At 69.2% G+C, this 24,180-nt stretch carries 17 protein-coding genes, 2 pseudogenes and 1 CRISPR repeat array; of the genes and pseudogenes, 12 read left to right on the top strand and 7 right to left on the bottom strand.

From position 1 onward, the window contains the following. Positions 1–15 precede the first annotated feature (15 nt). The 5 genes and pseudogenes from ACWD3D_RS00095 (at position 16) to ACWD3D_RS00075 (ending at position 6,338) form a co-directional block, all read left to right on the top strand. Positions 16–723: a hypothetical protein gene (locus tag ACWD3D_RS00095; protein WP_451458686.1), complete on the top strand. Its 708-nt coding sequence runs from the start codon at positions 16–18 to the stop codon at positions 721–723. A 379-nt stretch (positions 724–1,102) separates the two neighbouring features. Then, positions 1,103–2,503, top strand: coding sequence for a DNA-binding protein (locus ACWD3D_RS00090; protein ID WP_451458659.1), 1,401 nt, complete (start codon positions 1,103–1,105; stop codon positions 2,501–2,503). Positions 2,504–2,679: 176 nt separating this feature from the next. After that, positions 2,680–2,793 (top strand): annotated as a pseudogene (locus ACWD3D_RS00085) (3-hydroxyacyl-CoA dehydrogenase family protein); the annotation flags it as partial. A gap of 422 nt (positions 2,794–3,215) precedes the next feature. Next, positions 3,216–4,489: a CRISPR direct-repeat array (repeat unit 37 nt; unit sequence GTTGCGATCCTCGGTCGTCCCGAAGGGCGACCGCCAC). A 403-nt stretch (positions 4,490–4,892) separates the two neighbouring features. Then, entirely contained in the window at positions 4,893–5,312 is a 420-nt protein-coding gene (locus ACWD3D_RS00080; RefSeq protein WP_451458658.1) for an SsgA family sporulation/cell division regulator, read from the top strand. Positions 5,313–5,480: 168 nt separating this feature from the next. Continuing rightward, positions 5,481–6,338, top strand: a complete 858-nt coding sequence (locus ACWD3D_RS00075; protein ID WP_451458657.1) for a Bax inhibitor-1/YccA family protein — start codon at positions 5,481–5,483, stop codon at positions 6,336–6,338. A 713-nt stretch (positions 6,339–7,051) separates the two neighbouring features. Here the strand turns inward: ACWD3D_RS00075 and ACWD3D_RS00070 are convergent. The 4 genes from ACWD3D_RS00070 to ACWD3D_RS00055 all read right to left on the bottom strand — a co-directional run bounded on the left by ACWD3D_RS00070 (position 7,052) and on the right by ACWD3D_RS00055 (position 11,136). Then, positions 7,052–7,642, bottom strand: a complete 591-nt coding sequence (locus ACWD3D_RS00070; protein ID WP_451458656.1) for a DUF308 domain-containing protein — start codon at positions 7,640–7,642, stop codon at positions 7,052–7,054. Positions 7,643–7,734: 92 nt separating this feature from the next. After that, a complete protein-coding gene (locus ACWD3D_RS00065; protein ID WP_451458655.1) occupies positions 7,735–9,363 on the bottom strand; it encodes a tannase/feruloyl esterase family alpha/beta hydrolase in 1,629 nt (542 codons plus the stop codon). Positions 9,364–9,773: 410 nt separating this feature from the next. Next, complete coding sequence (locus ACWD3D_RS00060; protein ID WP_451458654.1) at positions 9,774–10,466, bottom strand: cytochrome b/b6 domain-containing protein; 693 nt, start codon at positions 10,464–10,466, stop codon at positions 9,774–9,776. Further along, a complete protein-coding gene (locus tag ACWD3D_RS00055; protein WP_451458653.1) occupies positions 10,414–11,136 on the bottom strand; it encodes a molybdopterin-dependent oxidoreductase in 723 nt (240 codons plus the stop codon). Before ACWD3D_RS00055 ends, ACWD3D_RS00060 begins: the two co-directional genes overlap by 53 nt. Positions 11,137–11,580: 444 nt before the next feature. On the opposite strand from ACWD3D_RS00055, the gene abc-f reads away from it, so the two are divergent. The 3 genes from abc-f (at position 11,581) to ACWD3D_RS00040 (ending at position 15,707) form a co-directional block, all read left to right on the top strand. Continuing rightward, positions 11,581–13,215 (top strand): ribosomal protection-like ABC-F family protein, encoded by a 1,635-nt coding sequence (abc-f, locus tag ACWD3D_RS00050; RefSeq protein ID WP_451458652.1) that lies wholly within the window; start codon positions 11,581–11,583, stop codon positions 13,213–13,215. Between the two features lie 77 nt (positions 13,216–13,292). Then, complete coding sequence (locus ACWD3D_RS00045; protein WP_451458651.1) at positions 13,293–14,945, top strand: ABC-F family ATP-binding cassette domain-containing protein; 1,653 nt, start codon at positions 13,293–13,295, stop codon at positions 14,943–14,945. Positions 14,946–15,143: 198 nt separating this feature from the next. Then, the gene (locus ACWD3D_RS00040; protein WP_451458650.1) at positions 15,144–15,707 is read left to right on the top strand and encodes a CGNR zinc finger domain-containing protein; all 564 of its coding nucleotides are present in this window, start codon (positions 15,144–15,146) and stop codon (positions 15,705–15,707) included. A gap of 381 nt (positions 15,708–16,088) precedes the next feature. Here the strand turns inward: ACWD3D_RS00040 and ACWD3D_RS00035 are convergent, their stop codons facing one another. Beyond that, a complete protein-coding gene (locus ACWD3D_RS00035) occupies positions 16,089–16,736 on the bottom strand; it encodes a hypothetical protein (RefSeq protein ID WP_451458649.1) in 648 nt (215 codons plus the stop codon). A gap of 563 nt (positions 16,737–17,299) precedes the next feature. Between ACWD3D_RS00035 and ACWD3D_RS00030 the strand changes: the two genes are divergently transcribed. Next, the gene (locus ACWD3D_RS00030; protein ID WP_451458648.1) at positions 17,300–19,462 is read left to right on the top strand and encodes a BTAD domain-containing putative transcriptional regulator; all 2,163 of its coding nucleotides are present in this window, start codon (positions 17,300–17,302) and stop codon (positions 19,460–19,462) included. 70 nt (positions 19,463–19,532) lie between these two features. On the opposite strand, the gene ACWD3D_RS00025 is transcribed toward ACWD3D_RS00030, so the two are convergent. Continuing rightward, positions 19,533–20,066, bottom strand: coding sequence for a sigma-70 family RNA polymerase sigma factor (locus tag ACWD3D_RS00025; RefSeq protein WP_451458647.1), 534 nt, complete (start codon positions 20,064–20,066; stop codon positions 19,533–19,535). 580 nt (positions 20,067–20,646) lie between these two features. On the opposite strand from ACWD3D_RS00025, the gene ACWD3D_RS00020 reads away from it, so the two are divergent. From ACWD3D_RS00020 to ACWD3D_RS00010, 3 genes are all read left to right on the top strand, one after another. Continuing rightward, entirely contained in the window at positions 20,647–21,357 is a 711-nt protein-coding gene (locus tag ACWD3D_RS00020) for a YbaB/EbfC family nucleoid-associated protein (RefSeq protein WP_451458646.1), read from the top strand. 151 nt (positions 21,358–21,508) lie between these two features. Continuing rightward, entirely contained in the window at positions 21,509–22,279 is a 771-nt protein-coding gene (locus ACWD3D_RS00015) for an MBL fold metallo-hydrolase (RefSeq protein WP_451458645.1), read from the top strand. Positions 22,280–22,569: 290 nt separating this feature from the next. Continuing rightward, positions 22,570–23,115 (top strand): hypothetical protein, encoded by a 546-nt coding sequence (locus tag ACWD3D_RS00010; RefSeq protein WP_451458644.1) that lies wholly within the window; start codon positions 22,570–22,572, stop codon positions 23,113–23,115. 329 nt (positions 23,116–23,444) lie between these two features. On the opposite strand, the pseudogene ACWD3D_RS00005 reads toward ACWD3D_RS00010, so the two are convergent. Next, a pseudogene (locus ACWD3D_RS00005) lies at positions 23,445–24,180 on the bottom strand (hypothetical protein); the annotation flags it as partial.

The raw sequence follows: 24,180 nt of genomic DNA, 5'->3' as shown, positions 1-24,180 counted from the left end.
CGCTGGTACTCCCTGGTGTCGGTCCTGCTGGTGTGTGCCTACGCGGCCGTATCCGGCGCGAAGAGCCCGGACGAGATCGCCGAGTTCACCGAACAGGCCACGAACACCCTGCCGGCAACCCTGGGGATCCGCCGTCATCTGCTCGGCTGGCGGCGCAGCTCGAAGCCGATCGCTCAGCTGCCCGTACCGGGCCAGCGCGGACAGCCGATTCACCGGCACCCGCGACAGGTTCACCCGCCCCAGCCGATACGCGGAAATCTCCTCCACCCGTTCCATCGCCCGCACCATCGCGCGGCCCTCGTCTTCACCGGCGGCGTACGCAGCCGCTCCAGCTCCGAGACCGGCTTGCCCTCCGGCACCACCAGCAGCCCGGCCAGCGCCGGCGCGAGCGAGGGATCGGCCCGCAAGCGCGGCCCGCGCCATCGCCTCGTACAGCCGCCGCTCGGCCGCCGTACGCGCCTCCGCCACCTGCCGGACCAGCACCCGGTTCTTCCGCAGCCACGTCACTGCGTGGTTGAACAACGCCACCGGCCCCTCGGCGTGCGTCCACGCCCGCACGCACAGGAACCCGCGGAACTCCCGTCCCCACCGCCGGTCGGTGAAGTCCCGGGACGCGAACCGCCGCCGGTCAGGGGTTGGCACCCGCCGAGGGCCCGGCCGGTCGCGGTCACCGGTTTACCTCTCACTGTCGGCTCCACCGTCCTGGCCTACGGTCTTGAGTAGCAGCGGTACACCAGTTCCCTGCCAGAGCGGGCGGCTGGCCAGGACGCAAACGGCACCACGTACATCTTCCGGCTCCGTCCGCCGCCGGAGCCCCAACTCGAGCGAACTCTAGGACCGAATCTTGCGGCATCTGAGGGCTTCAGACCTGCGCGTTCGCAAATCGAGCTGCACGCCTGGCCAGCAGCGCCTTGGAAGAGGTGAGGTGTGGCACCGCAATGGCGGTCGCAGCAGCCCTCATTCTTGGGCGGCCCTCACTAGCTTCTGGGGCAAGCTTGGGAGCCGAAACTCAGGTTGCAGACGGTACCGAGAGCCAATCTGTGACCGACAAGAGAGTTATCGATAGGCGAACCCGCCCGCGTAGGTTCAGAAGGAGGGCACCGTGGATCATCTCTTCACCGTCACAGGTGAGACGGCCAAACCGATCTCGCGCACCGGGCTGGCTGCCGAAAGTCTCCTTGAGCGACAGCACCTTCAGGAATGGGTGATCGCGCACCCGCAGGTACTCGGGGAGTCCGTGCTCGTCGTTACCGCGGAGTACGACCGGTGGGCCGACACGGACGGCGTGCCAGCCCGCGACCGGCTGGACATCCTGGGCCTGGACGCAACCGGGCGCCTCGTCGTGGTCGAGCTGAAGCGCGGAACGGCTGATCGGGACGTGCACCTCCAGGCAATCACCTACGCCGCCCTGGTGTCCCGGTTCGACCTCAGCACCCTGGCCCAGGCGCACCGCGACTTCCTGTCGCGCAGGGGGCAAAACCTCGACTTCGATGCATGCAGGCAGCGCCTGCTCGATCATGTGGACGGGGAGTGGAGCCCGGAGCTGCTCCAGCGCCCCCGACAGGTGATCATCGCCGCTGACTTCCCCAAGCAGGTTACCCACTCCGTGGTCTGGCTGTCGGAAATGAGCCTCGACATCGACCTCATTCAGGTGGGGCTGTGGAAGGTGGAGGGACACGTCGTCGCCGGCTTCACCAAGGTCTATCCGACCCCGGAGGTAGAGGAATTCACGCTCGCGCCTGCCCGAGTCGAAGGCGAGGCGGCAGCCAAGAAGCTGCAGGAACGCGCACGCTCCCGCAACGCCGTCCACGTACTTGTCGGTGCGGGCCTGCTGCCCGAAGGCACCAAACTGCTCATGACACCGCGCCATGGCGCAACGGAAGCCATCCGTAATGCCATCAACGTGTGGGTAGACGAGGACAGCAGCAGAGCAACCGCCATCTGGACCAACAACACTGCCCAGCCACTGATCTGGGACGCCGACGGCGCGTCCTACTCCCCCACCGGACTGGCCAACCACATCTTCACGAGCGTGACGAGCCGCACCACCGACGGCATACAGGGCACAACATGGTGGGACGTCGACACCAGTCAGGTTCCCAGCGATGTCGACAGCGAAGAATGGGCCACCCTGGCAGGACTCAACCTCTCAGGGCTGGCCAAGCAACTCAACGGCACCCGCAAAGACTGGACGGAGCTGCACACCCTGCTGGGCGCAGTCCCTGCCGGACGATGGACCACCTACGGTGACGTGGCAGCAGTGATAGGCAGCCACGCCGTTCCGGTCGGAAGACACCTGAGTACCTGCGGCCAATGTCCCAACCCCTGGCGAGTCTTGAATGCGGCAGGACGCGTCAGCAACGGCTTCCAGTGGGCGGACCATACCCGAACGGACACCCCCGCAGAAATCCTCGGAACCGAAGGAGTCCGCTTCAATGGGGCAGTCGCCGATGCGGACAAGCGCCTCGGCCCGGACACCCTCCGGCAACTACTCGACATCTGAGAAGCGACCCCCCTGGGGAGCACCGCGCGTACGACACGGCACCGAACGGGTGTGCCATTAAGTGCTCGGCGCATGCGCCACAGTTGTCTAAGTTGCTGACCCTCGACTCCACCAACATCCGTTAAGACAACCCTGAGGATAGCTGGCCACCCCACGCCTACGGCCGCGTGGCCAAAATGTACGCCGAGTACAAGGAGCCCCTGTACGCCGCTCCCCCGCTGCTCCAGCGCATGGTGGACGCGGGGCAGCTCGGCCGGAAGTCGGGGGCGGGGTTCTACCCGTACGCCTGACCGTGCAACGGTGGGCCGGTGGTGACGCCGCCGGGCCCACCGAAGCACGTTGCCCCAGGTCAGGGCCGTCTGCGGTCCCGAAGGGTCTCGCCTGCCACTACCAGCCCGCCGCCGTGCCGGAGCGCAGTGGAGCGAGGGCGCGGAGCATCGAGCCCAAAGCCGTGGGCCTTTCAGCGCTGTCGTTGCCTTCCGTGCTTGTGCTGCGAAAACTCCCTCGGATGTCCCTCCGACAGAGCTGAAAGTCCCTGAAAAGTCCCTGGCGGCTCAAGCTCGGGACCTGCCACGACGAGCCCGTGAGCGTCTGTGCGGCGTGGCCCTTGGCCGTGCTACCGATCTTGGTGCGCGATGAAGTTGCGGTCTTCAACCGCCCCGAAGGGGACCGCCACCGGGACCTTGACGTGGGCATCGTCCGGATCAACGTAGTTGCGATCCTCGGTCGCCCCGAAGGGCGGCCGCCACCGATGGCTTCCATGGCCGGGGTCAGGAGCTGTTCGTCGTTGCGATTCTCGGTCGCCCCGGAGGGCGACTGCCACGGTGTCCCCGTTGACGGCGTCGTCGTCCTTGATGTCGTTGCGATCCTCGGTCGTCCCGAAGGGCGACCGCCACCGCGGTGTACAGCGCCGGGTCGGTGGGGGCGTAGACGTTGCGTTCCTCGGTCGTCCCGAAGGGCGACCGCCACTCCTCGTCGGCCTCGCCATCGCGTTCGTCGTGTTGCGATCCTCGGTCGTCCCGAAGGGCGACCGCCACCGCGCACCGCCGGTGCATCGCGTACGTCCGGGTCGTGTTGCGATCCTCGGTCGTCCCGAAGGGCGACCGCCACCGTCAGCGCCCTCCAGAGGCCGCCTGGAAGCCGCGCGGTTGCGATCCTCGGTCGTCCCGAAGGGCGACCGCCACCTTAAGCCCGTCACCGCCCCCGCCGGCTGGCAGCTCGTTGCGATCCTCGGTCGTCCCGAAGGGCGACCGCCACCATCGAGCCCGTCGTCCCACCCGGACCGGTAGTGCGGCGTTGCGATCCTCGGTCGTCCCGAAGGGCGACCGCCACCCGCCGCGGTGGGCCTGCACCGCTCCGCCCGTGGTCAGGTTGCGATCCTCGGTCGTCCCGAAGGGCGACCGCCACCGGAATGTCGACGGGCATCCCGTCGATGGACTGGGGGTTGCGATCCTCGGTCGTCCCGAAGGGCGACCGCCACCCTGGAGAGCATCGAGCACACCAGGTCGTTCGCGAAGTTGCGATCCTCGGTCGTCCCGAAGGGCGACCGCCACGTCTCCTCGGCAATGGGGTCGGTCTGGCTGATGTCGTTGCGATCCTCGGTCGTCCCGAAGGGCGACCGCCACCCTATTGGGCGCCGCGCAGGTACGACTCCCTCTACGAGTTGCGATCCTCGGTCGTCCCGAAGGGCGACCGCCACCCGCCGACCGCGGAGCGGACGTCGTCGGGGAGACGTTGCGATCCTCGGTCGTCCCGAAGGGCGACCGCCACTCGCGGCGTCGGACGTCTGGAAAGTGCGGGTAGGGTTGCGATCCTCGGTCGTCCCGAAGGGCGACCGCCACGCCGGACATGGCGCCTCCTTCGGGGTGGTGGGTCAGGTTGCGATCCTCGGTCGTCCCGAAGGGCGACCGCCACCGTGCGCATCTGCGCACGCCGTGACCAGCAACGGCGTTGCGATCCTCGGTCGTCCCGAAGGGCGACCGCCACCAGGACGTAGTCGGCCGGGTCGGTCGCGGTATCACCCGCCCGCGGCCGGCCGGAGCACCGGCCGCGGGCGGGTCCGTGCCTTCCGGGATCGTCCGGGCGCCGCCTTCCCCGGGGCAGAGGACCTTCCACGAAGGCTGGTGACGGCGGTTCGAAGGCGCGCCCGAGGCGGCATCCGTCAGCACCGGCAGCCAATTGACTTACCCCGGAATCCCGCGCCGCCCCCGCGCCTCCCCGGGGACCGCCGACGGCCCGCACCCGGCACACCCCTCGACCGTCAACTGACCGATGTGCGGGGAGAGGTACTGGGCGAAGAGTGGGACACGCAGTCTTCGACCCACGGAGGGAACCCCCTGTCATGCACCGTGACCACTCATCGTTGAGAGCGCGTTCGACGCCCCAGCCCGTGCCCGCCCTGTTGCTGGAACTCGACCAGATGCTCGACGAGTTCACCCGGCTTCCGATGCGGGCGAAGTTTCATTTCGACCCGGCCCAGGCCGCGGTGATCACGGTCGAGTTCATCGCCGAGCGGGGGCCGAGCCTCGTCTGGCATCTCGGCCGCGAGCTGCTGCGCCGCGGAGTGACGTCGATGAGCGGCTCCGGCGACGTACGGATGTGGCCGACCCTGCCCGGCGAACGGCCCTCGTCCTGGCTGCTGCTGGAGTCCGAGGAGATGGAAGCCCTGTTCGATCTGCCGACCGAGTCGCTGGCGGAGTGGCTCGACGCCACGTACCGGACGGTGGCGGCCGGGACGGAGATGGACGGGCTGGACTGGGACGGGTTTCTCGCGGAGCTGATCGAGGGGCCGACGGCCCCGTCCGAATGACCCTTCTCGAACGGGCTTGCCTCTCGATGCGTCACCTGTCAAAGTGGTGACGCACAGGGTTGCCGTCGTCGGCCCGGCCGGTCGCCACCGCCACACGTATGCCGCCCCGGGCACTCGATGACAGCGCTTTGCCGCAGGCCGCACGCGCGGCGGACGAGGAGGAACGACGTGAGGACCAGCAACCCGATCTTCTCCAGGTGGGGAGCCGCCCGTGACCTGGCTCCGGCCGACGACACCCGCAGGCCGGTGGGCACCGCGGTCGGCGGCGGACCGGCCGCCGACTACACCACGGACCCCTACACCAATCCCTACGCCCCGGGCGCCGACACCCGTCACGGCCAGGACGCGATGACGATGGACGACGTCGTCGTCCGGACCGCGACGACCCTCGGCACCGTGGCGCTCGCGGCGGTACTGTCCTGGTTGCTGCTGCCCGTCGACGAGTCGGCGCTGAGCCGGTCGTACGGCATCGCGGTCGGATCCGCGCTCGTCGCCTTCGCCCTGTCGATGGCCCAGACGTTCAAGCGGACGCCGTCCCCGGCCCTGATCCTCGGGTACGCGGCCTTCGAGGGCGTCTTCCTCGGTGTGTTCTCCAGCACGGTGTCGACGTACATCTCACCGGGTGTGGTGGTCCAGGCCGTGCTCGGTACCTTCGCGGTCTCCGCGGGTGTGCTCATCGCGTACCGCATGCGTTGGATACGTGTTAACCGGAGGTTCCTCGGCTTCGTCACTGCCGCCTCCATCGGTTTCGTGCTGCTCCTCCTGGCCGACACCCTCTTCTCCGCCTTCGGCGCGGGCAACGGCCTCGGCTTCCACAGCGGCGGCGCGGGCATCGTTTTCGGACTGGCCGGCATCGTGCTCGGCGGGGCCTTCCTAGCCCTGGACCTCAAGCACGTGGAGGACGCCGTCGCCTACGGCGCCCCGCGCGAGGAGGCGTGGCTGGCCGCCTTCGGTTTCACCCTCACCCTCGTGTGGATCTACCTGGAGGTGCTGCAATTGCTGACGATCTTCAACAGCGACAACTGACGACCACTCCCCCGACGCCGGGAGGGATGTGCGCGACCCGCGCACATCCCTCCCGGCGTTTTCGCGTATCCGCACGGCGGTCCGGCCGAGCGCCTCGGCACCCGCCCCGACCCCGGCTCGTTCACGGGCGGACGGTCCGAGCGTGCCCGGACGGACTCCGCCGAACTGTCGGGAAGCGGAACAACGGGCCGTGATACGGGGAGTTGACCGGGCCCACCTGGTTCTGATCGTCGTGGTCCACGGGAGTGCCGTGAGCCGGTCGAGCAGCACCGTGCGGGTCCGACCGACCACCTGTGCGGAGAACCTCGCGGTCCCGGCTCCCTAAAGGCATTCCCGCGCCACGGTCCCTCCGCGCCGAGCGATCCGCCGGCACCGTGCGGGCAGGAATCCCGGGCCGGGCGGAGCACTCCTCCCGGCGGGGCCGTTCCGGCCGGCTCCGACAGGCAGCGACGACGCCCCGCCCGGGAACAGCGCACCGAGCCGCCCTCCGCACGATCCGGCCCCGCGTCGCACGGCCTCGTCGGCCACGGTGGAATCCCGAAGGGACGGACCCCACAACCTCGCCGATCCTCCGGTCCGCCGACGTGCGAACCCCCGACCCGCGCCACGACGCACGAAGTCCCGACCCGCGCCACGACGCACGAAGTCCCGACCCGCGCCACGAGGCGCGGACCGGGACAACACCAGCGGGAAGCCGGCGGGTCAAACGGCGATCAGACGGAACGGATACGCAGCTGACGGGACTTCCAACCCAGCAGCAGGGCCTGGAGGATGAACCACACCCCGCCACCGGTGGCGTACGTCGACAGCACGTCGAGCGAAGGATTGTCGCCGAGGGCCTGGATGTTGTAGAAGATGCCGACGACGAACGACAGCCCGCCCGAGATCAGGGTCGGCCACTGCTTCCCCAGCTCGGGACCGCGCCGCCGCAGTCCGACGATCACCTGTGCGGCGCCGGAAACCACGGCCCAGGCCCCGAACACATGGAGTACGGGTTCCACCCCGCCCGCTCCGGCGATGCCGACCCCGAGGGCGGCCAGCGTGCTGAGCACCCCGTTGAAGGCGGTCACGCCACGCTCCGAGCCGTCGGGGGTGGCCCGGAAGTCGATCAACGAGGACACCGCGTCGATGAGCGGGTAGACAACCAGCAGCGTGATCGCCACGGCATCGACGTCGTCGTGGGCTCCGGCGAACGCCAGGGCCCACGCCACGGCGAGGACACCACGGCCCAGGTACAGCCTCAGCAGAGAGGAGCGTCCGCTGTCGTCCGCCACGCGGGGCTGCGGAACTGTCTGCGTACTCACGGGATGTGGCCTTTCTCGGGGTCAGGAGTACCGGTCTCGGGTCAGTACCGGTCTCGGGTCAGTGCCGATCTCGGGTCAGTACCGGTCTCAGGTCAGTACCGGGAGGGAGCGACGCACCGGAAGCTGGAGGCGTCCGCCAGGTCGCCGTGGCCCCGGTAGCGGAGGACCTGCGGGTAGCTGCACAGGTCACGGTCGACGGCCTGGCCGTCGGCGTTGATCAGGGTGGCGGGCAGGGTCTCGGGGGCCTTGCCGTGCTCGACCCAGGTGCGCAGGGCGCCGAGGTCGTCGGCCGAGGCGCCGCTGCCGTTGTTCAGGCCGCAGTGGGCCGTACCCGGAGCGAGGAAGAGACGGTAGAAGTCGTCGACCCGCTTGGTGCCGCCCATCTCCCGCTCGACCTGCTCGCGGTAGCTCACGGTGCCCGCGGTCGGGATGTACTGGTCTGCTTCACCGTGATACGTCAGCAGCTTGCCGCCGGACTTGCGGAAGCCGGACAGGTCGGTGTCGTCGGTGCCGATGACCTTGTCGTACTCGGCCTGGGACTGCTTGAAGAGCTTGGTGAACTGGCTGTAGGTGATCGTCGAGATGTCGGAGGAAGGCTGCTTCTGCACCCACGTCTGGACCCAGGCCGCGGGCACCGGGAAGGGCTGGCCCTTGACGTTGCCGTCCGCGTCCGGCGCGGTGACGCCGGCGAGGCCCGAGAGGTCGGCCCCGACGGGCACGCCGGACCACAGCTTCTTGCCGGACGCGGTGCGCGGGCCGTCCCAGATCTTGCGGACCACGGCAGCGTCGGCCGCCGTGATGGTCAGTTCCTTGCCGTCGCACACGACCTTGGTGCCGATCAGCCGGCGCGGGTCGTAGTCGCACGCCGACGCGTCGTTGACCAGACCGTCCTTGACGCCGTCGAGCGAGTCGCAGGCCTTGACCGCGGCGTCCGTGAAGGTCTTCAGCTCACAGGACGACGGGTAGGTCTTCTCGTTGCTCATGACGACCTGCGGCCACAGGGTGGCGACCTCGAACTCGTCCCAGTTGATACCGGGCGCGTTGGCGAGGATGCCGTCGTAGTCGTCCGGGTAACGCTGGGCCTCCATGTAGCCCTGGCGTCCGCCGGTCGAGCAGCCGTTGAAGTACGCGTACGAGGCGCTCTTGCCGTAGAAGCCGCCGACGACGTCCTTCGCGACGACCGCGGCCTCGTGCTCGGAGCGGCTGGCGAAGTTCTTCAGCAGCACCGTGTCGACCTGGCCCCGGTCGTTCAGAGCCCAGCTGCTGTCGATGTAGGTGCCGACGCCGGCGTCGGTGGTCGCCGCGGCGTAGCCGTTCTTGACCGCGCCGGCCAGACCGATGCCGTAGTCGCCGGCCGCGAAGGCGCTGCCGCCGAGGGTCTGGAGGCGCCCGTTCCAGGTGTCGATCGGGAGCCACACACGCACCTTGGCGTGGTCGCCCTGGCCGGGGTGAGTGAGTGTCACCGTCACGTCGCAGTACGCCGGCACATCGGCGATCTGCGCTCCGGGCAGCGGCAGGACCGGAGGAACGTCCACGGTGCCCGCCTCGTGGCGGACCGCGGTGACGCTCTCCACCTTGGTCCCGGCGGGCGCCTTCACGGAAGTGGAACGGCAGGTCAGGGGAGTTGCGGCGGCTGTCTGGGCCTCGGCCGACGCGGCCGGCAGGTACACCGCCGCGGCGAGCGGCACGCCGGCCGCGAGGACAGTCAGAAGTCGTCTCATGGGTTTCCCATTCAAAGAAGTAGGTGTGCGCCTGGCCTCTGCGACACATGTGCTCCACACATGAGCAGGTCCACGGAAAGCAGGTCTTTGGAAAATGGACGGTTCCCCGTGTGGGACATCCCGGGGCCGCCGAAGTCTGATCGGGACTTTATCACCGGTTAGAGCGGTGACGGAAGGGGGTCGAGGGAATTTCGCCGGAAAGAAACCTGCGAGTCTCCGCCGCCCGACATCACCCTGCCCGCCCATCCCTACGCGGACGACAGTCGATTGACGGCTCACATCCGTGATTCCGGTGGCATCACCACGGACAGGTGTGCGGTCATCCGACGTAGCCCCGGTCGGGCCTCCGGGTCGCACAGACGGCGACACCGTCGCGTCACAGGGTGGTCGAACAGCCGAGGAGACAGTTCCTACGCCTCGCCCGGTCCCTCTCCCCTGTCACCCCGGCCATCTTCCCGCAGCCAACGGGAGTGATACGTCTGGGCCCACGACCGGCTGACGTACCCGGTGCGCATCCCGAGCCGTGCCTCCGGGTCCTCGAACGCCCTGCGCATGTGTCCGATGAGGACGAACGCGACGGTCCAGGCCAGCAGGTCGTGGACGAAGATCGCGCTGGTGCGGGAGATGAAGGGGAACAGGCCCATGAACCACATCAGCAAGCCGGTGAACATCATCACGAGCACCGCACCGGCGATCCAGCCCGCGTAGAGCTTCTGTCCCGCGTTGAACTTGCCCGCCGGCCGCGCCCCGGGTGAGGTGAGGCGCTTACGGGCGGCGCGGAGCCACTGACGGTCGTACTCCGCGAAGCGGTTCAGCCGGCGCAGGTCGGCGCGGAACTCCGCGGAGAAGAGCCCCAGCAGGAGGGGCAGAGGCAGGGAGATGCCCGACCACTCGTGCAGGGTGAGCACCACGTGGCGCCGTCCGACGAGTTGGGCGAGGGGTCCCAGATACAGGCAGGCGGCGGAGACCAGGCATACCAGCATCAGGTAACCGGTGGCCCGGTGGACCATGCGCTCGGCGGTGCTGAAGCGGCGTACACCGCCCGGGGGGTCAGGCCGCGTCGCCCTGCCGGTCGGCGCCGTCGAGCCAGCCGTCGATCGCATATCCGCGTTCCTCCCAGAAACCGGGGACGACCCTGTCGGTGACCGAGATACCGGACAGCCACTTGGCCGACTTGTAGAAGTACATGGGTGCCACGTACAGACGGACCGGTCCGCCGTGTTCGTGGGTGATGGGCTTGTCCTGCATGTCGAGGGCGATCAGGACGTCCGAGCGGCGGGCCTGCTCCAGGGTGAGGCTCTCGGTGTAGGAGCCGTCGAAGCAGGTGAAGTGGACCGCCGCGCCCGTGGAGCGCACCCCGGCGGCATCGAGGATGTCCGCCAGCTTCACGCCCGCGAAGGGTGTGTTGTCCACCCGCCAGCCGTCGGTGCACAGCACGTCGGCGACCACCCGGGTCTGGGGCATGGCGCGCAGGTCGGGGAGGGTGAGGGTGGTCGGCCTGTCGACCAGTCCGTCGACTTTGAGCGCGTAGTTCGTCTCGTCCTTGCGGGGTACGGAGCCGACGACACTGTAGTACCGGAAGCCCCCCGGGTTGGGCAGCAGCCCGGTCAGTCCGGTCTTGTCGAACTGGGAAGCGGAGCTGAGGAAACCCTCCCAACCACGCTGGAGAGAGGGCGCGGCGACAAGACCGGCGGCGCCCGCTCCCAGCATGCCGAGCAGCGCACGCCGTCCCACCGGCGCGCCCTCGGCTCCTTGATTCGGCTTTCCTGCCATGGTCGCTGCGCTCCTTCGCGTGGCGACGATCCGGCGGCGTGCGGCCGCCCGGGGCGGTGCGGGTCCTGGATGACCGGACACGTGTGACCGCTACCGGAAGCCACTACACCATCGTCACCTATTCAACAGGTGACGATGGTGACATGGGGTTCCCGGTCTGTCAACAACACCACTCAGGAGACACACGTATGAATGATCGATCGCCAACCTATTTCCGCCGCCCCCGCGTGGAACGAGTCGGCTGCTACGCTACGAAGGACACGGACCGTGAAACGAGGAGCCGCAGACGTGGTGGGTGACGACGACATCTCGGGGTGAGACCCGGAGCTGACGACCACAGGCCGGCGCACAGGAGCGCTGCCGAGGTGGTCCGTCTCGTCGTACCCGCTTCCCTGTCTGCCCCAGGGCGGGACTCTCCGCCCTCCGTACCCTCCGAGGTCGTCCATGTCCGACGCCGCCATCGTCTGCTCAAACATCTCCTTCATCTGGCCCGACGACACCCCGGTCTTCCACGACCTGTCCTTCACCGTGAACCCCGGCCGCACCGGTCTGGTCGCTCCCAACGGCTCCGGCAAGAGCACCCTGCTCAAGCTGATCGCGGGCGAACTGCGCCCCGCCACCGGTTCGGTGTCGGTCAACGGCACGCTGGGCTACCTCCCGCAGAGCCTTCCCCTGACCGGCGATCTCACCGTCGGTGAGGTGCTCGGTGTCGCCGAGGTGATCCGTGCCTTGGACGCCGTCGAGTCCGGGGACGTGAGCGAGAAACACTTCAATACCATCGGCGACGACTGGGACGTGGAGGAACGCACCCGCGCCCAGCTCGACCGCCTGGGCCTGTCCGATCTCACCCTGGACCGCGTGCTGAGCACGCTCAGCGGCGGCCAGGTCATCTCCCTCGGCCTTGCCGCGCAACTGCTCAAGCGGCCCGACGTCCTGCTTCTCGACGAGCCCACCAACAACCTCGACTCGGCGGCCCGGCACAAGCTCTACGACGTGCTCACGGACTTCAACGGCGCTCTGCTGCTCGTCAGCCACGACCGCGCGCTGCTCGATCGCATGGAGCGCATCGCCGAACTCGGCAGCGACGAACTGCGCCTGTACGGAGGAAACTTCACCGAGTACGAGGAAGCTGTGCGCGCCGAGCAGGAGGTCGCCGAGAAGAACATCCGCAACGCCGAGCAGGAGCTGAAGCGGGAGAAGCGGGAACTGCAGCAGGCGCGCGAGCGCGCCGAGCGCCGGGCGAGCAACGCCGCCAAGAACCTCAAGAACGCCGGACTGCCGCGCATCTTCGCCGGCAACATGAAGCGGGGCGCGCAGGAATCCGCGGGCCGGGCCGGCCAGATGCACGCCTCCCGGGTCAGCGAGGCCAAGGCCCGCCTCGACGAGGCGGGCCGGGCGCTGCGCGACGAGCAGCGCCTCACCCTGGAACTGCCCGACACCCAGGTGCCCGCCGGGCGCAACCTCTTCCTCGGCGAAGGGATGCAGGTACGGCTCGGCGAGCGGGACGTGTTCGCCCCGGGCGGTGTCGACCTGAGCGTCCGGGGCCCCGAACGCATCGCGCTGACCGGTCCCAACGGTGCCGGCAAGACCACCCTGATGCGTCTGGTCACCGGCGATCTCGTCGCGGACGCCGGGGAGATCAAGCGCAACGACGGGCGTATCGCCTACCTTTCTCAGCGCCTGGACCTGCTGGACCTGGACCGCACCGTGGCGGAGAACTTCACCGCCTTCGCCCCGGAGCGGCCGGAGGCGGAGCGGATGAACCTGCTCGCCCGCTTCCTGTTCCGTGGCGCGCGGGCACATCTTCCGGTCGGGGTGCTCTCCGGCGGTGAACGTCTGCGCGCCACCCTGGCGTGCGTGCTGTGCGCGGAGCCGGCACCCCAGCTGCTGCTGCTCGACGAGCCGACCAACAACCTCGACCTGGTCAGCGTGGGCCAGCTCGAAGGCGCGCTCAACTCCTACCAGGGCGCGTTCATGGTGATCAGCCACGACGAGCGGTTCCTCGCCGAGATCGGGGTGAACCGCTGGCTGGGGCTGGTCGACGGAACGCTCAAGGAGACCGGAGGCCCCTCGATGTGAGCCCCGGGCCCGTGCCGCGGCCCGCGTCCGAGGCCGTACGCCCGGCGGGCCGACCACCGATTCCCGGGACGGAACCCGTGCACCAGTCCGCTCTGCTCGCCCACGACCTCGTCCGCTCCCTCGGTGGCCGGCGGGTTCTCGACGGCTTCTCCCTGACCGCCTCCCCCGGCCACCGCATCGGCCTGATCGGGGAGAACGGCGTCGGCAAGTCCACCCTGCTGCGGCTCCTGGCCGGCGTGGACGAGCCCGACTCGGGAAGCGTCGTCCGCCCCGAAGGCATCGGCTTCCTGCACCAGGAGATGCCGTACGAGGCCGGCGCCACACTCGGCGAGGTGCTGGACGAGGCTCTCCGGGAGGCCCGTGAGGACTTGGCGGAACTCGACCGGCTGGGAGCGGAGCTCGCCCGTGTCCCGGAGGACGATCCCTGCCACCAGGAGGTGGCGGACGCCTACGGCGGACTGCTGGAGCAGGCCCAGGACCGCGAGTCGTGGGACGCCGACCGCCGCGCCGCGCTCGTACTGGAGGGCCTGGGCCTCGGGGGCTTCGGGGCCGGGCGCACGCTCGGCTCCCTCTCCGGCGGCCAGCGCGGCCGACTCGCGCTGGCCGCGCTGCTCGTACGGCGCCCGCCCGCACTGCTCCTCGACGAGCCGACCAACCACCTCGACGACGAGGCGGCCGCCTTCCTGGAGGAGCAGGTGCGCGGGCTGCCCGGAACCGTGGTGATGGCAAGCCACGATCGGGCCTTCCTCGACGCGGTGTGCACGGATCTGGTCGACCTCGACCCCGCGGTGGACGGCCCGGTCCGCTACGGCGGCACCTACAGCGCCTATGCGTCCGAACAACGCGCCGAGCGCGCCCGCTGGGAACGGCGGTACGCGGAGGAACGGGAGGAACTGGCGCAGCTGCGGCTGTCCGCCGGCGTGGAAGCACACCGGGTCGCGCCGGACCGGGGCCGCACCGACCACGAGAAGATGGGGTACGGCCACCGCGCGGGCCGGGTGCAGAACCAGATCTCGCGCCGGGTGCGCAATGCCACCCGGCGGCTGGCGGAGCTGGAGCGCGTCCAGGTCGCCGAACCGCCGCGTCCGCTCCGCTTCGCCGTGGGGGAACTGGCCGCGCGCCCCCAGGAAGCCGACGAGCCGCTGGTGTCGCTGAGCGGCGTGCGGGTGCCGGGGCGGCTCGTGGTGGACGACCTGGAGGTACCGGTGGGCGACCGGCTGCTGGTGACCGGGGGCAACGGTGCGGGCAAGTCGACCCTGCTCTCCGTGCTCGCCGGACACCTCGCGGCCGAGGGCGATGTGGGCCGACGGCGGGGGCTGACGGTGGGACTGCTCGCCCAGGACACCGTGTTCGAGCGGCCCGGGCGCACGGTCCGGGACTTGTACGAACTGTCGGTGGGCGCGGTGAGGGCCGAGCGGGTGCCGCTGGGCTCTCTCGGTCTGCTGCACGAGGCGGATCTCGACAAACCGGTCGGCCGGCTCTCCGTGGGACAGCGCCGTCGGTTCGCCCTGGCCCTGCTGGTGGCGCGCCCGCCGCAACTGCTGCTGCTCGACGAGCCCACCAACCACCTCTCTCCCCGGCTCTGCGACGAACTGGAGGACGCTCTGGGCCCCGGGCCCGGCGCGATCGTGGTGGCGAGCCACGACCGATGGCTCCGCCGGCGGTGGAAGGGCCGCGCGTTCCGGCTAGAACCGTCCCGCGCCGGGCGGGCGGGAGGAGAGCCCGTCTGATCGGAGCCACCCCGCAGCCACCCCGCGCGGCCAGGCCCCAGCCGTGCCCAAACCTGCCCCTGGCCTGGACAAACGCGGGTGGAACCGTACCCTGGTCGTCGCGCCGTCGTCGCACCGTCGTCGCACCGAAGGACGACGGCACCGTCCGGGGCGGTGACGATCCTTGCTCCGCCGGGAGTCACCTGTCAAAATGGTGATGTGAATCTTAACCATGTCTTCGTATGCGGGCACCCGGCTCTGGACTTCGCGGCCACCCTCCGTGCCCGGCGCTCCACCCGATTCGAAATGTTCGTGACGCCGGAACGTCTGAACGTCTGGTACCAGGAGTCCGGCCTCGTGGACACGGTGACGCCCGGCGGGGAAGACGACGTCCGGGGCGCGATCGCCGTCCGTGAAGCCGTCTACCGGCTCGTCACCGACCGCAGGCTCGGCCAGGACTTCGACGCGGAGGCGCTCGACGCGGTCAACGCCGCCGCGCGCAGGATGCCGGCGACTCCGCAGCTCACCCTGGCCGGACGGCTCACCGAAGCGACCCCCGAGCAGGCCCTGGCGACCGTCGCCCGCCAGGCCGTCGAACTGCTCAGCGGCCCGGACGTACCCCTGATGAAGGAGTGCGGCAACCCTGAGTGCACGCGCGTCTACATCGACCGCTCCCGGGGCATGCGGCGCCAGTGGTGCGGCATGGAGTCCTGCGGGAACAAGAACAAGGCCGCCGCGTACCGGGCCCGCAAGAAGACCGCGGCCGCCGTACCCGCACGCTGAGGAACGCCCCGGCCCCCCGTGGGCCCCGTCCCGGCTCGCCCGACCTCCTGAGTGGACGCGTACGGCCCGCCTCCACCACAGGGACAGCGGGAGGCGGGCCGTACGGGGGACGGGCACCGGCAGGTGGACCCGGCCCCTTTTTCGGCCACCCTGCGAGGGTCCGTCTCCCCGGGGGCCGGTCAGGAGTGAACGCACCCGCGGAGCGTGGTGGTTCACGCGAGGTGCGTCGCGTCGGCCCGCAGGAACCGGACGCCCGCACACGAACGGAATCGGCCCACAGGGGTGTGGCCCGATGTGGCGCCTCCGCCCCGCGTCATCATCCGTCCGTCAGCGACGCAACCTCCATCTCAAGAACGCGGCGCGGAGGCGAAAGGTTCAGAGTCAGTAGTACAGAGCCCGGTGACTGCGGTAGGCGAAGGTGTCGCCCGAACTGAGGATGGTCACGATCTCCTCGCAGAAGCTCCGGTACTCGGCCTCCTCCTCGGACCGCAGGTTCACGGAGACCACCGGTCCCGAGGGCTCGCCCTGTCGCAAGGTGTCGAGAAGCGTTTGCGGAGGAGGCAGCAGCAGGACCTCCATCACTCGCCGGAAGACGTCGGTGAGGTGTTCCTCCTCCGCCGGAATCCCTGTGGCCCTCCGCGGGCCGACGGCGCCCGGGGGGTGCCAGGATCCACCCCGGTTCCTGACGCCCAGAACGAACAGGTCCAGGCAGGCCGTCAGATGCCCGAGATCGACCGCGCTCACCTCGATGGGGTACAGACTCGCGAGCTGCCCGCCGTGCGCACCGTGCAGCACGTACCGCGGCTGCTCGTTCGGAAGATGACCGGTGGGCGTATCGGTGTGCCATCGCGACCACAGCGGCAGCTTCAGCAGCACCTGTACCCAACTGTCGTAGGCGTCCGCGACGACGTGCTCGTCGTGGGACTCCCGGGCCGCACCGTGGAGCCGGTGGAGATGGCGCAGCAGCGGTTCCTCGAGGCTCTGGAACTTCGCGAAGAACACGGGATCATCGGGGATCAGGACGTACACGGGGATCCTCCTCCCACCGGCGGGACGGTCGCGACGGGAACCCGCCGAGGAGGCCGGCGGAGTGGACGGCCGCGGAACATATCAATCCGCAGTGGAGGTCATATGTCTCACACAGTCCTTCAGGCGCCGTCAGACCCATTACCTAACTTCCCATACACATGTAGCGCTCCTCGGTGAAGTGTCACCGCTTGATGATCCCTCATGCGGGACATGCTTTCATGCCAAAGTAACCGCTTTGACAGGTGACGCAATCAATGGAATCATCGGCACCGGTCGGTTCGTTCGCGGTCGACCTACCCGGGCACCTCCCGGCGTTTCCCTCGAAGCCATGAGGACAAGGGGCAATCTGCACACAACCGGCCGTGCCTCCTTCGACGAATCCGACCCGTCGGAATCCTGGCACCAGGTCACACGAGCCGATGGCCTTCGCAGCGAAAACATGTCTCGGGGCATGGCTACACTTCGCCGTCCGGCAAAAAGCCCTGCGGCAGCGGACTGCCTCCCTCCGACAACGCGGCGGCAGCACATCGGGCGGACGACGACATACGCATACGCATACGAGAATGGGCGAGGCGAGCCGCGAGATGGACGCGACAGTGCGCTACTCGGTCCTCGGCACCGTGCGGGCGACACGCGGCAGCGACGAGATCGACCTGGGGCCCCCGAAACGGTTGGCCCTCCTCGCTCTGCTGTTACTCCGTGCCCCCGGACCGCTCACCCTGGACGAGGCGATCGACATCCTCTGGGACGACGAGCCACCGACCAGTGCCGTCAACGTGGTGCACCGGCACATCGGCGCGTTGCGCAGAACGCTCGAACCCGAACTGCGCAGCCGGACCCACGCCGCACATCTCGTACGCGCGGCCGACGGCTACCGTCTGCTCGTCGACGCAGCGACGTCGGACCTCCTGCGTTTCCGAGACCTGCGTGCCCGAGCACACCTGGCCGTCAAGGGCGGCGATCCCGCTCAGGCCGCTCAGGACTTCGTCGAAGCACTTCGTCTGTGGCGCGGCCCCGTCGTCGCAGCCGGCACCTCGGTGGCGCGGCACCCGGTCTTCACCTCCGTCGGCCACGAGTTCGTCTCGACGGTGAAGGAGGCCTCCGACGCCGTCCTTTCCTCGGCACCCACGCTGACGGAGGAGATCCTGACGATGCTGCGACAGGCCGTGGAGAGTCATCCCTTCGACGAAGCGCTGCACTCCCGAATGATCGCCGCGCTGTCCCTCACCGGCAGACAGGCCGCGGCCATTCAGCAGTTCGAGACCGTTCGCCGCGCGCTCGCCGAGGAACTCGGTGTCGAGCCCGGCCCCGAACTGCGCGCCACGCAGCAGCATCTGCTGCAACGCCGGGTCCTGCGGAAATCCGACCCCATGGCCCCGACCACCCGGGAGGAGGCGGGGAAGCCGTCCCAACTCCCCGCGGACTGCGGCACCTTCACCGGTCGCCACGAGGAGGTGGGCCAGTTCCTGCGGCTGCTCCCTCTGGAGCGGGAGAGCCGGTCACCCGCCACGGCCGCGGCCCTCTGCGGAATGGCCGGAGTCGGCAAGACCACCCTGGCCGTGCACTGGGGACACCTGGTCGCCGACCACTTCCCCGACGGACAGATCTACATCGATCTCCAGGGGCACCACACCTCGCTGGCCCCGCTCGACCCGACCACGGCCCTCACTCAGGTGCTCGACGCGCTGGGCGTGGGCAGCAGCGGGTCCGTTCGCGGCGCCGCCGCACTCGGCGCCGCCTACCGCAGCGCCCTGCGCGGGCGGCGTCTGCTGCTCGTTCTTGACGACGCGGAGGACTGCGAGCAGGTACGCCCCCTGTTGCCCGCGACCCCGGGCAGCCTGGCGGTCATCACGAGCCGGAGACGTCTGGAGGGCCTCGCCGTCACCGACAACGCCCGAATCATCACCCTGCATCCCATGCCTCACCAGGAGGGTCTCGAACTGCTCGACGCGCGCCTGGGCACCGACCGGACGCTGGCCGAGGCCGACGCCGCCCGCGAGATCGTGGAGCTGTGCGGCGGGCTGCCGCTCGCCCTGGCCGTCGTCAGCGCCCGGGCACTGGTGCAGCCGCAGTTCACGCTCGGGGCACATGCGGCACGCCTCGAGGACGCCGAGGAGTGCCTCGACGCGTTGTCCAGCGGTGATGTCCGCGTCAACGTCCGCAGTTCGTTCCACCGCTCCTACGGCGCACTCAGCAGCGGCGCGGCGCGGCTGTTCCGGTTGCTGGGCCTGCACCCCTCGCGGGATCTCACCCTCTCCGCCGCGGCCAGCCTCGCAGGCGCCGATCCGCGTCGGACCCGGCAGTATCTGGCAGAGCTGATGGATCACCACCTGCTGGTCGAACTGGCGGCCGGGCGCTACACCTGTCACGATCTTCTGCGTACCTACGCGAGGGAACTCGGCGCGGTGCTCGATCCGGCGACTGCCCGCTCCGAGGCACTGACGAGGATGTTCGAGCACTATCTGTACAGCGTCGACGCGGCCACGGCCGTGCTGGCGCCGCACCGCGGCTCCATGAGCCTGCCACCGCCGAGGCCGGGTGTGCGGCCCCAGCCGTTCGACGGGCGGTCGCTCGCCGCCGAGTGGATCATCGCCGAGCGGTATCTCCTGCCGGAACTCGTCCGCCGCGCCGACGACCACCCCCTGGGCGAGACCTTCCGCCGGCATCTGACCTCGGCGCTGGAGACCTGCCTCGAACCCTCCGGGAACCCCGCAGACGATCAGTGATCGTCATCGTGCCCGCGCACTGTCGGTGGATGCGCGCCGACAACAGGTCCGCGGCCCTGAAAAGATCGGCTCAGGCCGCCTCGGGACGCACCGCGCTGCGAAGCTTGCGCAGCGCGTTGTGCTGACGACTCTTGACCGTGCCGGTCGGCACCCCGAGGATTCCGGCGGTCTCCTGGATACTGCGGTCGCACAGATATATGTGCACAAGTACGGCGCGGTGCTCGGGAGACAGGCGACGCAGCAGCGGCTTGGCCACCAGTGTGTCGTGCACCCGCTCGGTGCTGTCGGTCCGCGACGCGGGGTCGTTGTAAGCGACGCCGACGACCTCTCTGCGGGCGTGCGGCTTGCGTACCCAGTCGATCACCAGATGCCGTGTCACGGTGAAGAGCCAGCCCCGGACGGAGCCGTCCATGCCGAGCAGACGGTCGATGTTCCGCCAGGCCCTGATGGTGGTCTCCTGGACGATGTCCTCGGCAAGTCCGTGGTCACCCAGCATCTTCTCGGCGTACGAGACGAGGCCGTCCCGGTGTTCCCTCATGATCGCACCGAGCAGGTCCGACCGGGAGGTGGTCGCGAGGGGCGTAACCATAGTGTTCTGAACCATCCTGGTTCTCTGTCGTGCGGCAACCGAGGGCCGGATGTAACCCCCGCGTGTGCACTCTAGGCATGTGTTGGTGCCGGAAAACTGCCGCATTTGTGTCGCCAGGGTGTCACCCCCCGTCCCTGCGAACACCTTTGCTCGGGAAAATGGACCAGCACCATCGGCAACACCCCCTCCCATCAGGTGGTTTGGCTAGGGACATGCCTACTTCCCGGCCCGGCAGCCCCCTCACCAAACGTTCACGCATGAGGTATATGTCACGCCCGTCGAGCCGCGTTGACCGTCGCCTCCAGGGCGAACATCAAGAGGTATGTGTGTAAACCGGGCCACGACCGAACGGAAGAAGACCCGTGAGCGTCGCGATCCAGGTGACACGTGTCGACCATCTCGGGCTTCCACGAGGAAGAGTGACTGCATATTTCTCAGGCATCTGAACCAAATGTGCGGGTGCCTCGTGTCACTCATGTGTCGGAAGGTATCTCGGCCAGAGCCCTCCAGCACCGCCGTCCTCGCACCGGGAGGACCGGAGAAGGACGCGGGTCGGCATGCCGCCCGCAGGGGGTTTCACCGGCAGAGGATGACCATGGACACACCGCCCGCCAGACGCCTGGAACAGGTCCTCGCCGACTTCACCGAGCGGTACGGGGCTCTGAGCAGGGCGTGGGAGCAGATGAGGGCGCTTTCGGTGACGGCGTCCTCCAGAAACGGGGTGGTGGAGGTCACGGTGGGCGCCGACGGGCGTACGGCGGAAGTCCGCTTCACCCACGAGGGGGTCCGCGAGCTGACCATGCATCAGCTCGGTGAGAGCGTGAGGGAAGCGCTGACCACCGCGCGCTCCGAGGCCGCGGCCAGGGCCATCGCCGTTCTGACGTCCGCCGGGTCCGTCCGGTCGTCGCTGTCGTTCGGGCGGACGCACCGGGACGGAGCGGAAGCGTCCGACGCGAACCTGGAGACGCCGACCGTGTGCCGGCGCCGATGGCTCAGGGAGGCGGGGGCCGTGGCGCTTGCTCCCGTGCCCGCCCCGTCCCCCGGCGAACCCGGCACCGAAGTCACCGCGGACGCACGGGGCCTGTCCGCGCCGGAGGCCCCCGGAGGGCTCCCGAGCGTGACGAGCTCCGGCTCCCGGGAGCCGTTGTGGGGAGGCAGCCGCTCCGGGACGCGGTCCGTCTGCTCCCGCACCCCCTTTCAGGAGGAGCTCCGTGAGGCCGTCCTGGCGCTGAGGGCTGCGCTGTGCGGCACGCTCAGTGGCTCGTGCCTGGGTGCGACGGGCTCTTGTGCGCCGTACCCGGGGTGAGAGCGTCACAGCACGAAGAAACACGTTTGGCATACATGCATATGGCATTCCTGATCACACGTGTCATTATGGTTCCGCGTGTTCGCGCATGTGAGGTGTGCCTGAGGAATCCGCACGGGTTCCGCCAGGGCGAAGAGGATGGGGAACGTCCGTGCCGAAGGTTCTGCACCACGACGACATCGTCGGTGTCGGCAGTGGCGTCTACGCGGTGACCGGCAGCAACACCAACTGGGTGATCATCAAGGACGGCGACAGTTGCACGCTGGTCGACACGGGATATCCCGGCGACCGCGACGCCGTGCTGGCCTCGCTGGAGGCGGTCGGACTGACCGCTCGTTCGGTGGCCGCCGTCCTCGTCACGCACGCGCACAACGATCACATCGGGGCGGCGGAGCACCTCCGTACCACGTATGACGTGCCCGTGCTCATGCATCCGGACGAGGTGCCGCACGCACGCCGCGACTTCCTCGACCAGGTGTCGATCGGTCAGATCCTCGTGCGGGCCTGGCAGCCCGGCGTGCTCCCGTGGGCCCTGCACGCCCTGAGCGCCGGCGGGACCAGCAAGGTCCCGGTCGCCGAGCCTCGGGCTTTCGCGACGACAGGTGCGCTGGACCTACCCGGCGGACCCGTCCCTCTGCACACGCCGGGACACACGAGAGGCCACTGCGCCTATCACCTGCCCGGCAGTGGCGTCCTGATCACCGGCGACGCCCTGGTGACCGCGCATCCGACATCGCGGATCAACGGGCCGCAGCTGCTGCCCGGCATGTTCCACACCGACCGCGACCGGGCCCTGGACTCCCTGGCCGTGATCGAGAGCGTGGACGCAGAGATCATGCTGCCCGGACACGGACCCGCCCATCACGGGCCCGTACGGGATGCGGTCCGAGCTGCCCGCGCACATACCCACGACCGCTCGTGAATCCGAGCCACCACGGTCTCGTCCGGCCACGCAGACCCGCAAAAAGGGTTCGAGGACGATTCGCCGACACATTTTCGGGGCACTTCAGCGTCGAAGGAATACTCTGCGACCGACGGTAGGACCATGACGGCTCCCAGAGAGCCCGTATGTGTCCGGACACCTGAGCACTTCGACGCTTATCTTGAAGAGGGAACATGCCGGACAACGGTCCGGCGTCCACAGTTATCAGCAGGGGACCCTACGCGTGGGTACCATGCGCAACATCATCCATAACGAGGGAGTGAACGGTTGTGACCAGCCAGTCAGCCGCCACGCTCCGGTCGCGGTACGTAGAACAAGCCGCATCGGACCTGGAGCAAAACCGCCGACGCCAGCAGGAGCTGGCGGAAAGAATCACGGTGTTGAAGCAGGAGGAAGCCCTCCTGGCAGACATCCTGAGCCTCGCCGAGCGATACGAGGGTTTCGCTGACGCCACGCGTCTGCCGGAGCAGTTGCAGGACGAGCCGCCCGTCGGGAAGACGACGCGTTCCGGTGTCTCACGACGCACGGCACCGACGGGGAACACCTCGGCAGGCACTACGGCGAGGGCCGGTGCGAAGGGGAAGTCGCGCCCGCTTCTCGGGGATCTGCTGATGGAACTGCTCGGCCGGACCGAGGAGCCTCGTCTGGCGAAGGAATTGCGGGACGAGCTCATGGAGAAGCACCCGGACCGCGATCCGACACCTCAGGTGGTGCGGAACACCCTGGAGGCCCTGGTCGCCAAGGGTCGCATCCAGCGTCACAAGCAGCAGCGTTCGGTCATGTACACCCTCGTGTCGTCCGGCAAGACGGACTGACGACGCACCTTCGTTCCCGTGTGTGGCGATCCCCGATCCGGCGTCCGTGTGCGTCCGGTGGCGGACCGCCCCACGGGAGCGGCGGACGGGCCGAGGCCGGCGTTCCGGCCGTCTCCGCGCCCTGCGAGACCGGGTTCGCGGGACACGACACCTGCTTCCGCTCCGTCGGGGGCCGTGCGCTCCGCCGCCCCCCGGCGTCCCGCACAGGTCGAGGTCGGGGCCTACGGCGGCGGGGCGGTCCGACCGACCTCCCCGCCCCGGTTCACCTCAGGTTCCGGACGTGTGACGCACCTGGGCCGTGTGTGATAATTCCCGTCGGGCGGGCGTTGTCAGACACGGCCCAGTCGGCTGAGGATCAGGCGGCGTGTGTTGCCACGGGGTGTCCGCGACTCGAGTCGGCCCAGCTCCGCCATGGCGGCAGGATCCCTGAGGCTGAGGCGTACGAGGGCGCTCACGCCCGCGTTGGCCAGCTTCGGGTCCCGAGGGCCGTGCTCGGGCACATCCTGGAGACAGATGTCGACCAGAGTGCCCAGGGCCGTCACGGTCCTCTCGTCGGGCTCCGTCCGGGAGAGCAGGAGAACCAGCCCACGCAGGACGGTCCCGTTGTAGGGGTCCGGCCGCCCGTCGACCGCAGCCCACCCGTCGACGGTGGCCGGGGCGGACAGGAGGGGGCCCCGCGGGCCCACGAGTGACAGCCAGGACAGGATCTGCTCCCGCACCCGCGCCTCGCCGAGGGCCACCAGCCATTCGTCGGCCTTCCGCTCCCACTTGATCGTCGGCCGGATGGTCCGCGCCGTCGTGGCGTGGGCCACCAGCCCGTACCACGGGGCGCCGAGGACGGCGAGGTCGGCCAGGGCCACGTCCGACCAGCGCTCCCCCACGTTGAGCGGTGGGTCCGTGAGTCGTGCGGCCAGCGCCGCCCATGCGGGGTCGTCGACCAGCAGGGCGGTTCGGCGCACGGTGGCCACGGCTGCAGGCGGGAGTAAACGCCCCGCGTCGAGTTCGGCATGGACGAGGTGGAGCCATGTCCAGTCGCGGACGGTCCAGCAGTGCCCGACATCGCTG

The sequence above is a fragment of the Streptomyces sp. NPDC002690 genome (assembly GCF_053592415.1).
Note: the sequence above shows the minus strand (reverse complement) of the source record. Positions and strands in the feature narration are given on the sequence as shown.

Excerpts from the sequence above, each read along its gene's own strand:
- ACWD3D_RS00065 (WP_451458655.1), bottom strand. The coding sequence starts at position 9,363 with ATGAGACGACTTCTGACTGTCCTCGCGGCCGGCGTGCCGCTCGCCGCG.
- ACWD3D_RS00055 (WP_451458653.1), bottom strand. The coding sequence starts at position 11,136 with ATGGCAGGAAAGCCGAATCAAGGAGCCGAGGGCGCGCCGGTGGGACGG.
- ACWD3D_RS00025 (WP_451458647.1), bottom strand. The coding sequence starts at position 20,066 with ATGGTTCAGAACACTATGGTTACGCCCCTCGCGACCACCTCCCGGTCG.
- ACWD3D_RS00060 (WP_451458654.1), bottom strand. The coding sequence starts at position 10,466 with ATGCGATCGACGGCTGGCTCGACGGCGCCGACCGGCAGGGCGACGCGG.
- abc-f (WP_451458652.1), top strand. The coding sequence starts at position 11,581 with ATGTCCGACGCCGCCATCGTCTGCTCAAACATCTCCTTCATCTGGCCC.
- ACWD3D_RS00020 (WP_451458646.1), top strand. The coding sequence starts at position 20,647 with ATGGACACACCGCCCGCCAGACGCCTGGAACAGGTCCTCGCCGACTTC.
- ACWD3D_RS00030 (WP_451458648.1), top strand. The coding sequence starts at position 17,300 with ATGGGCGAGGCGAGCCGCGAGATGGACGCGACAGTGCGCTACTCGGTC.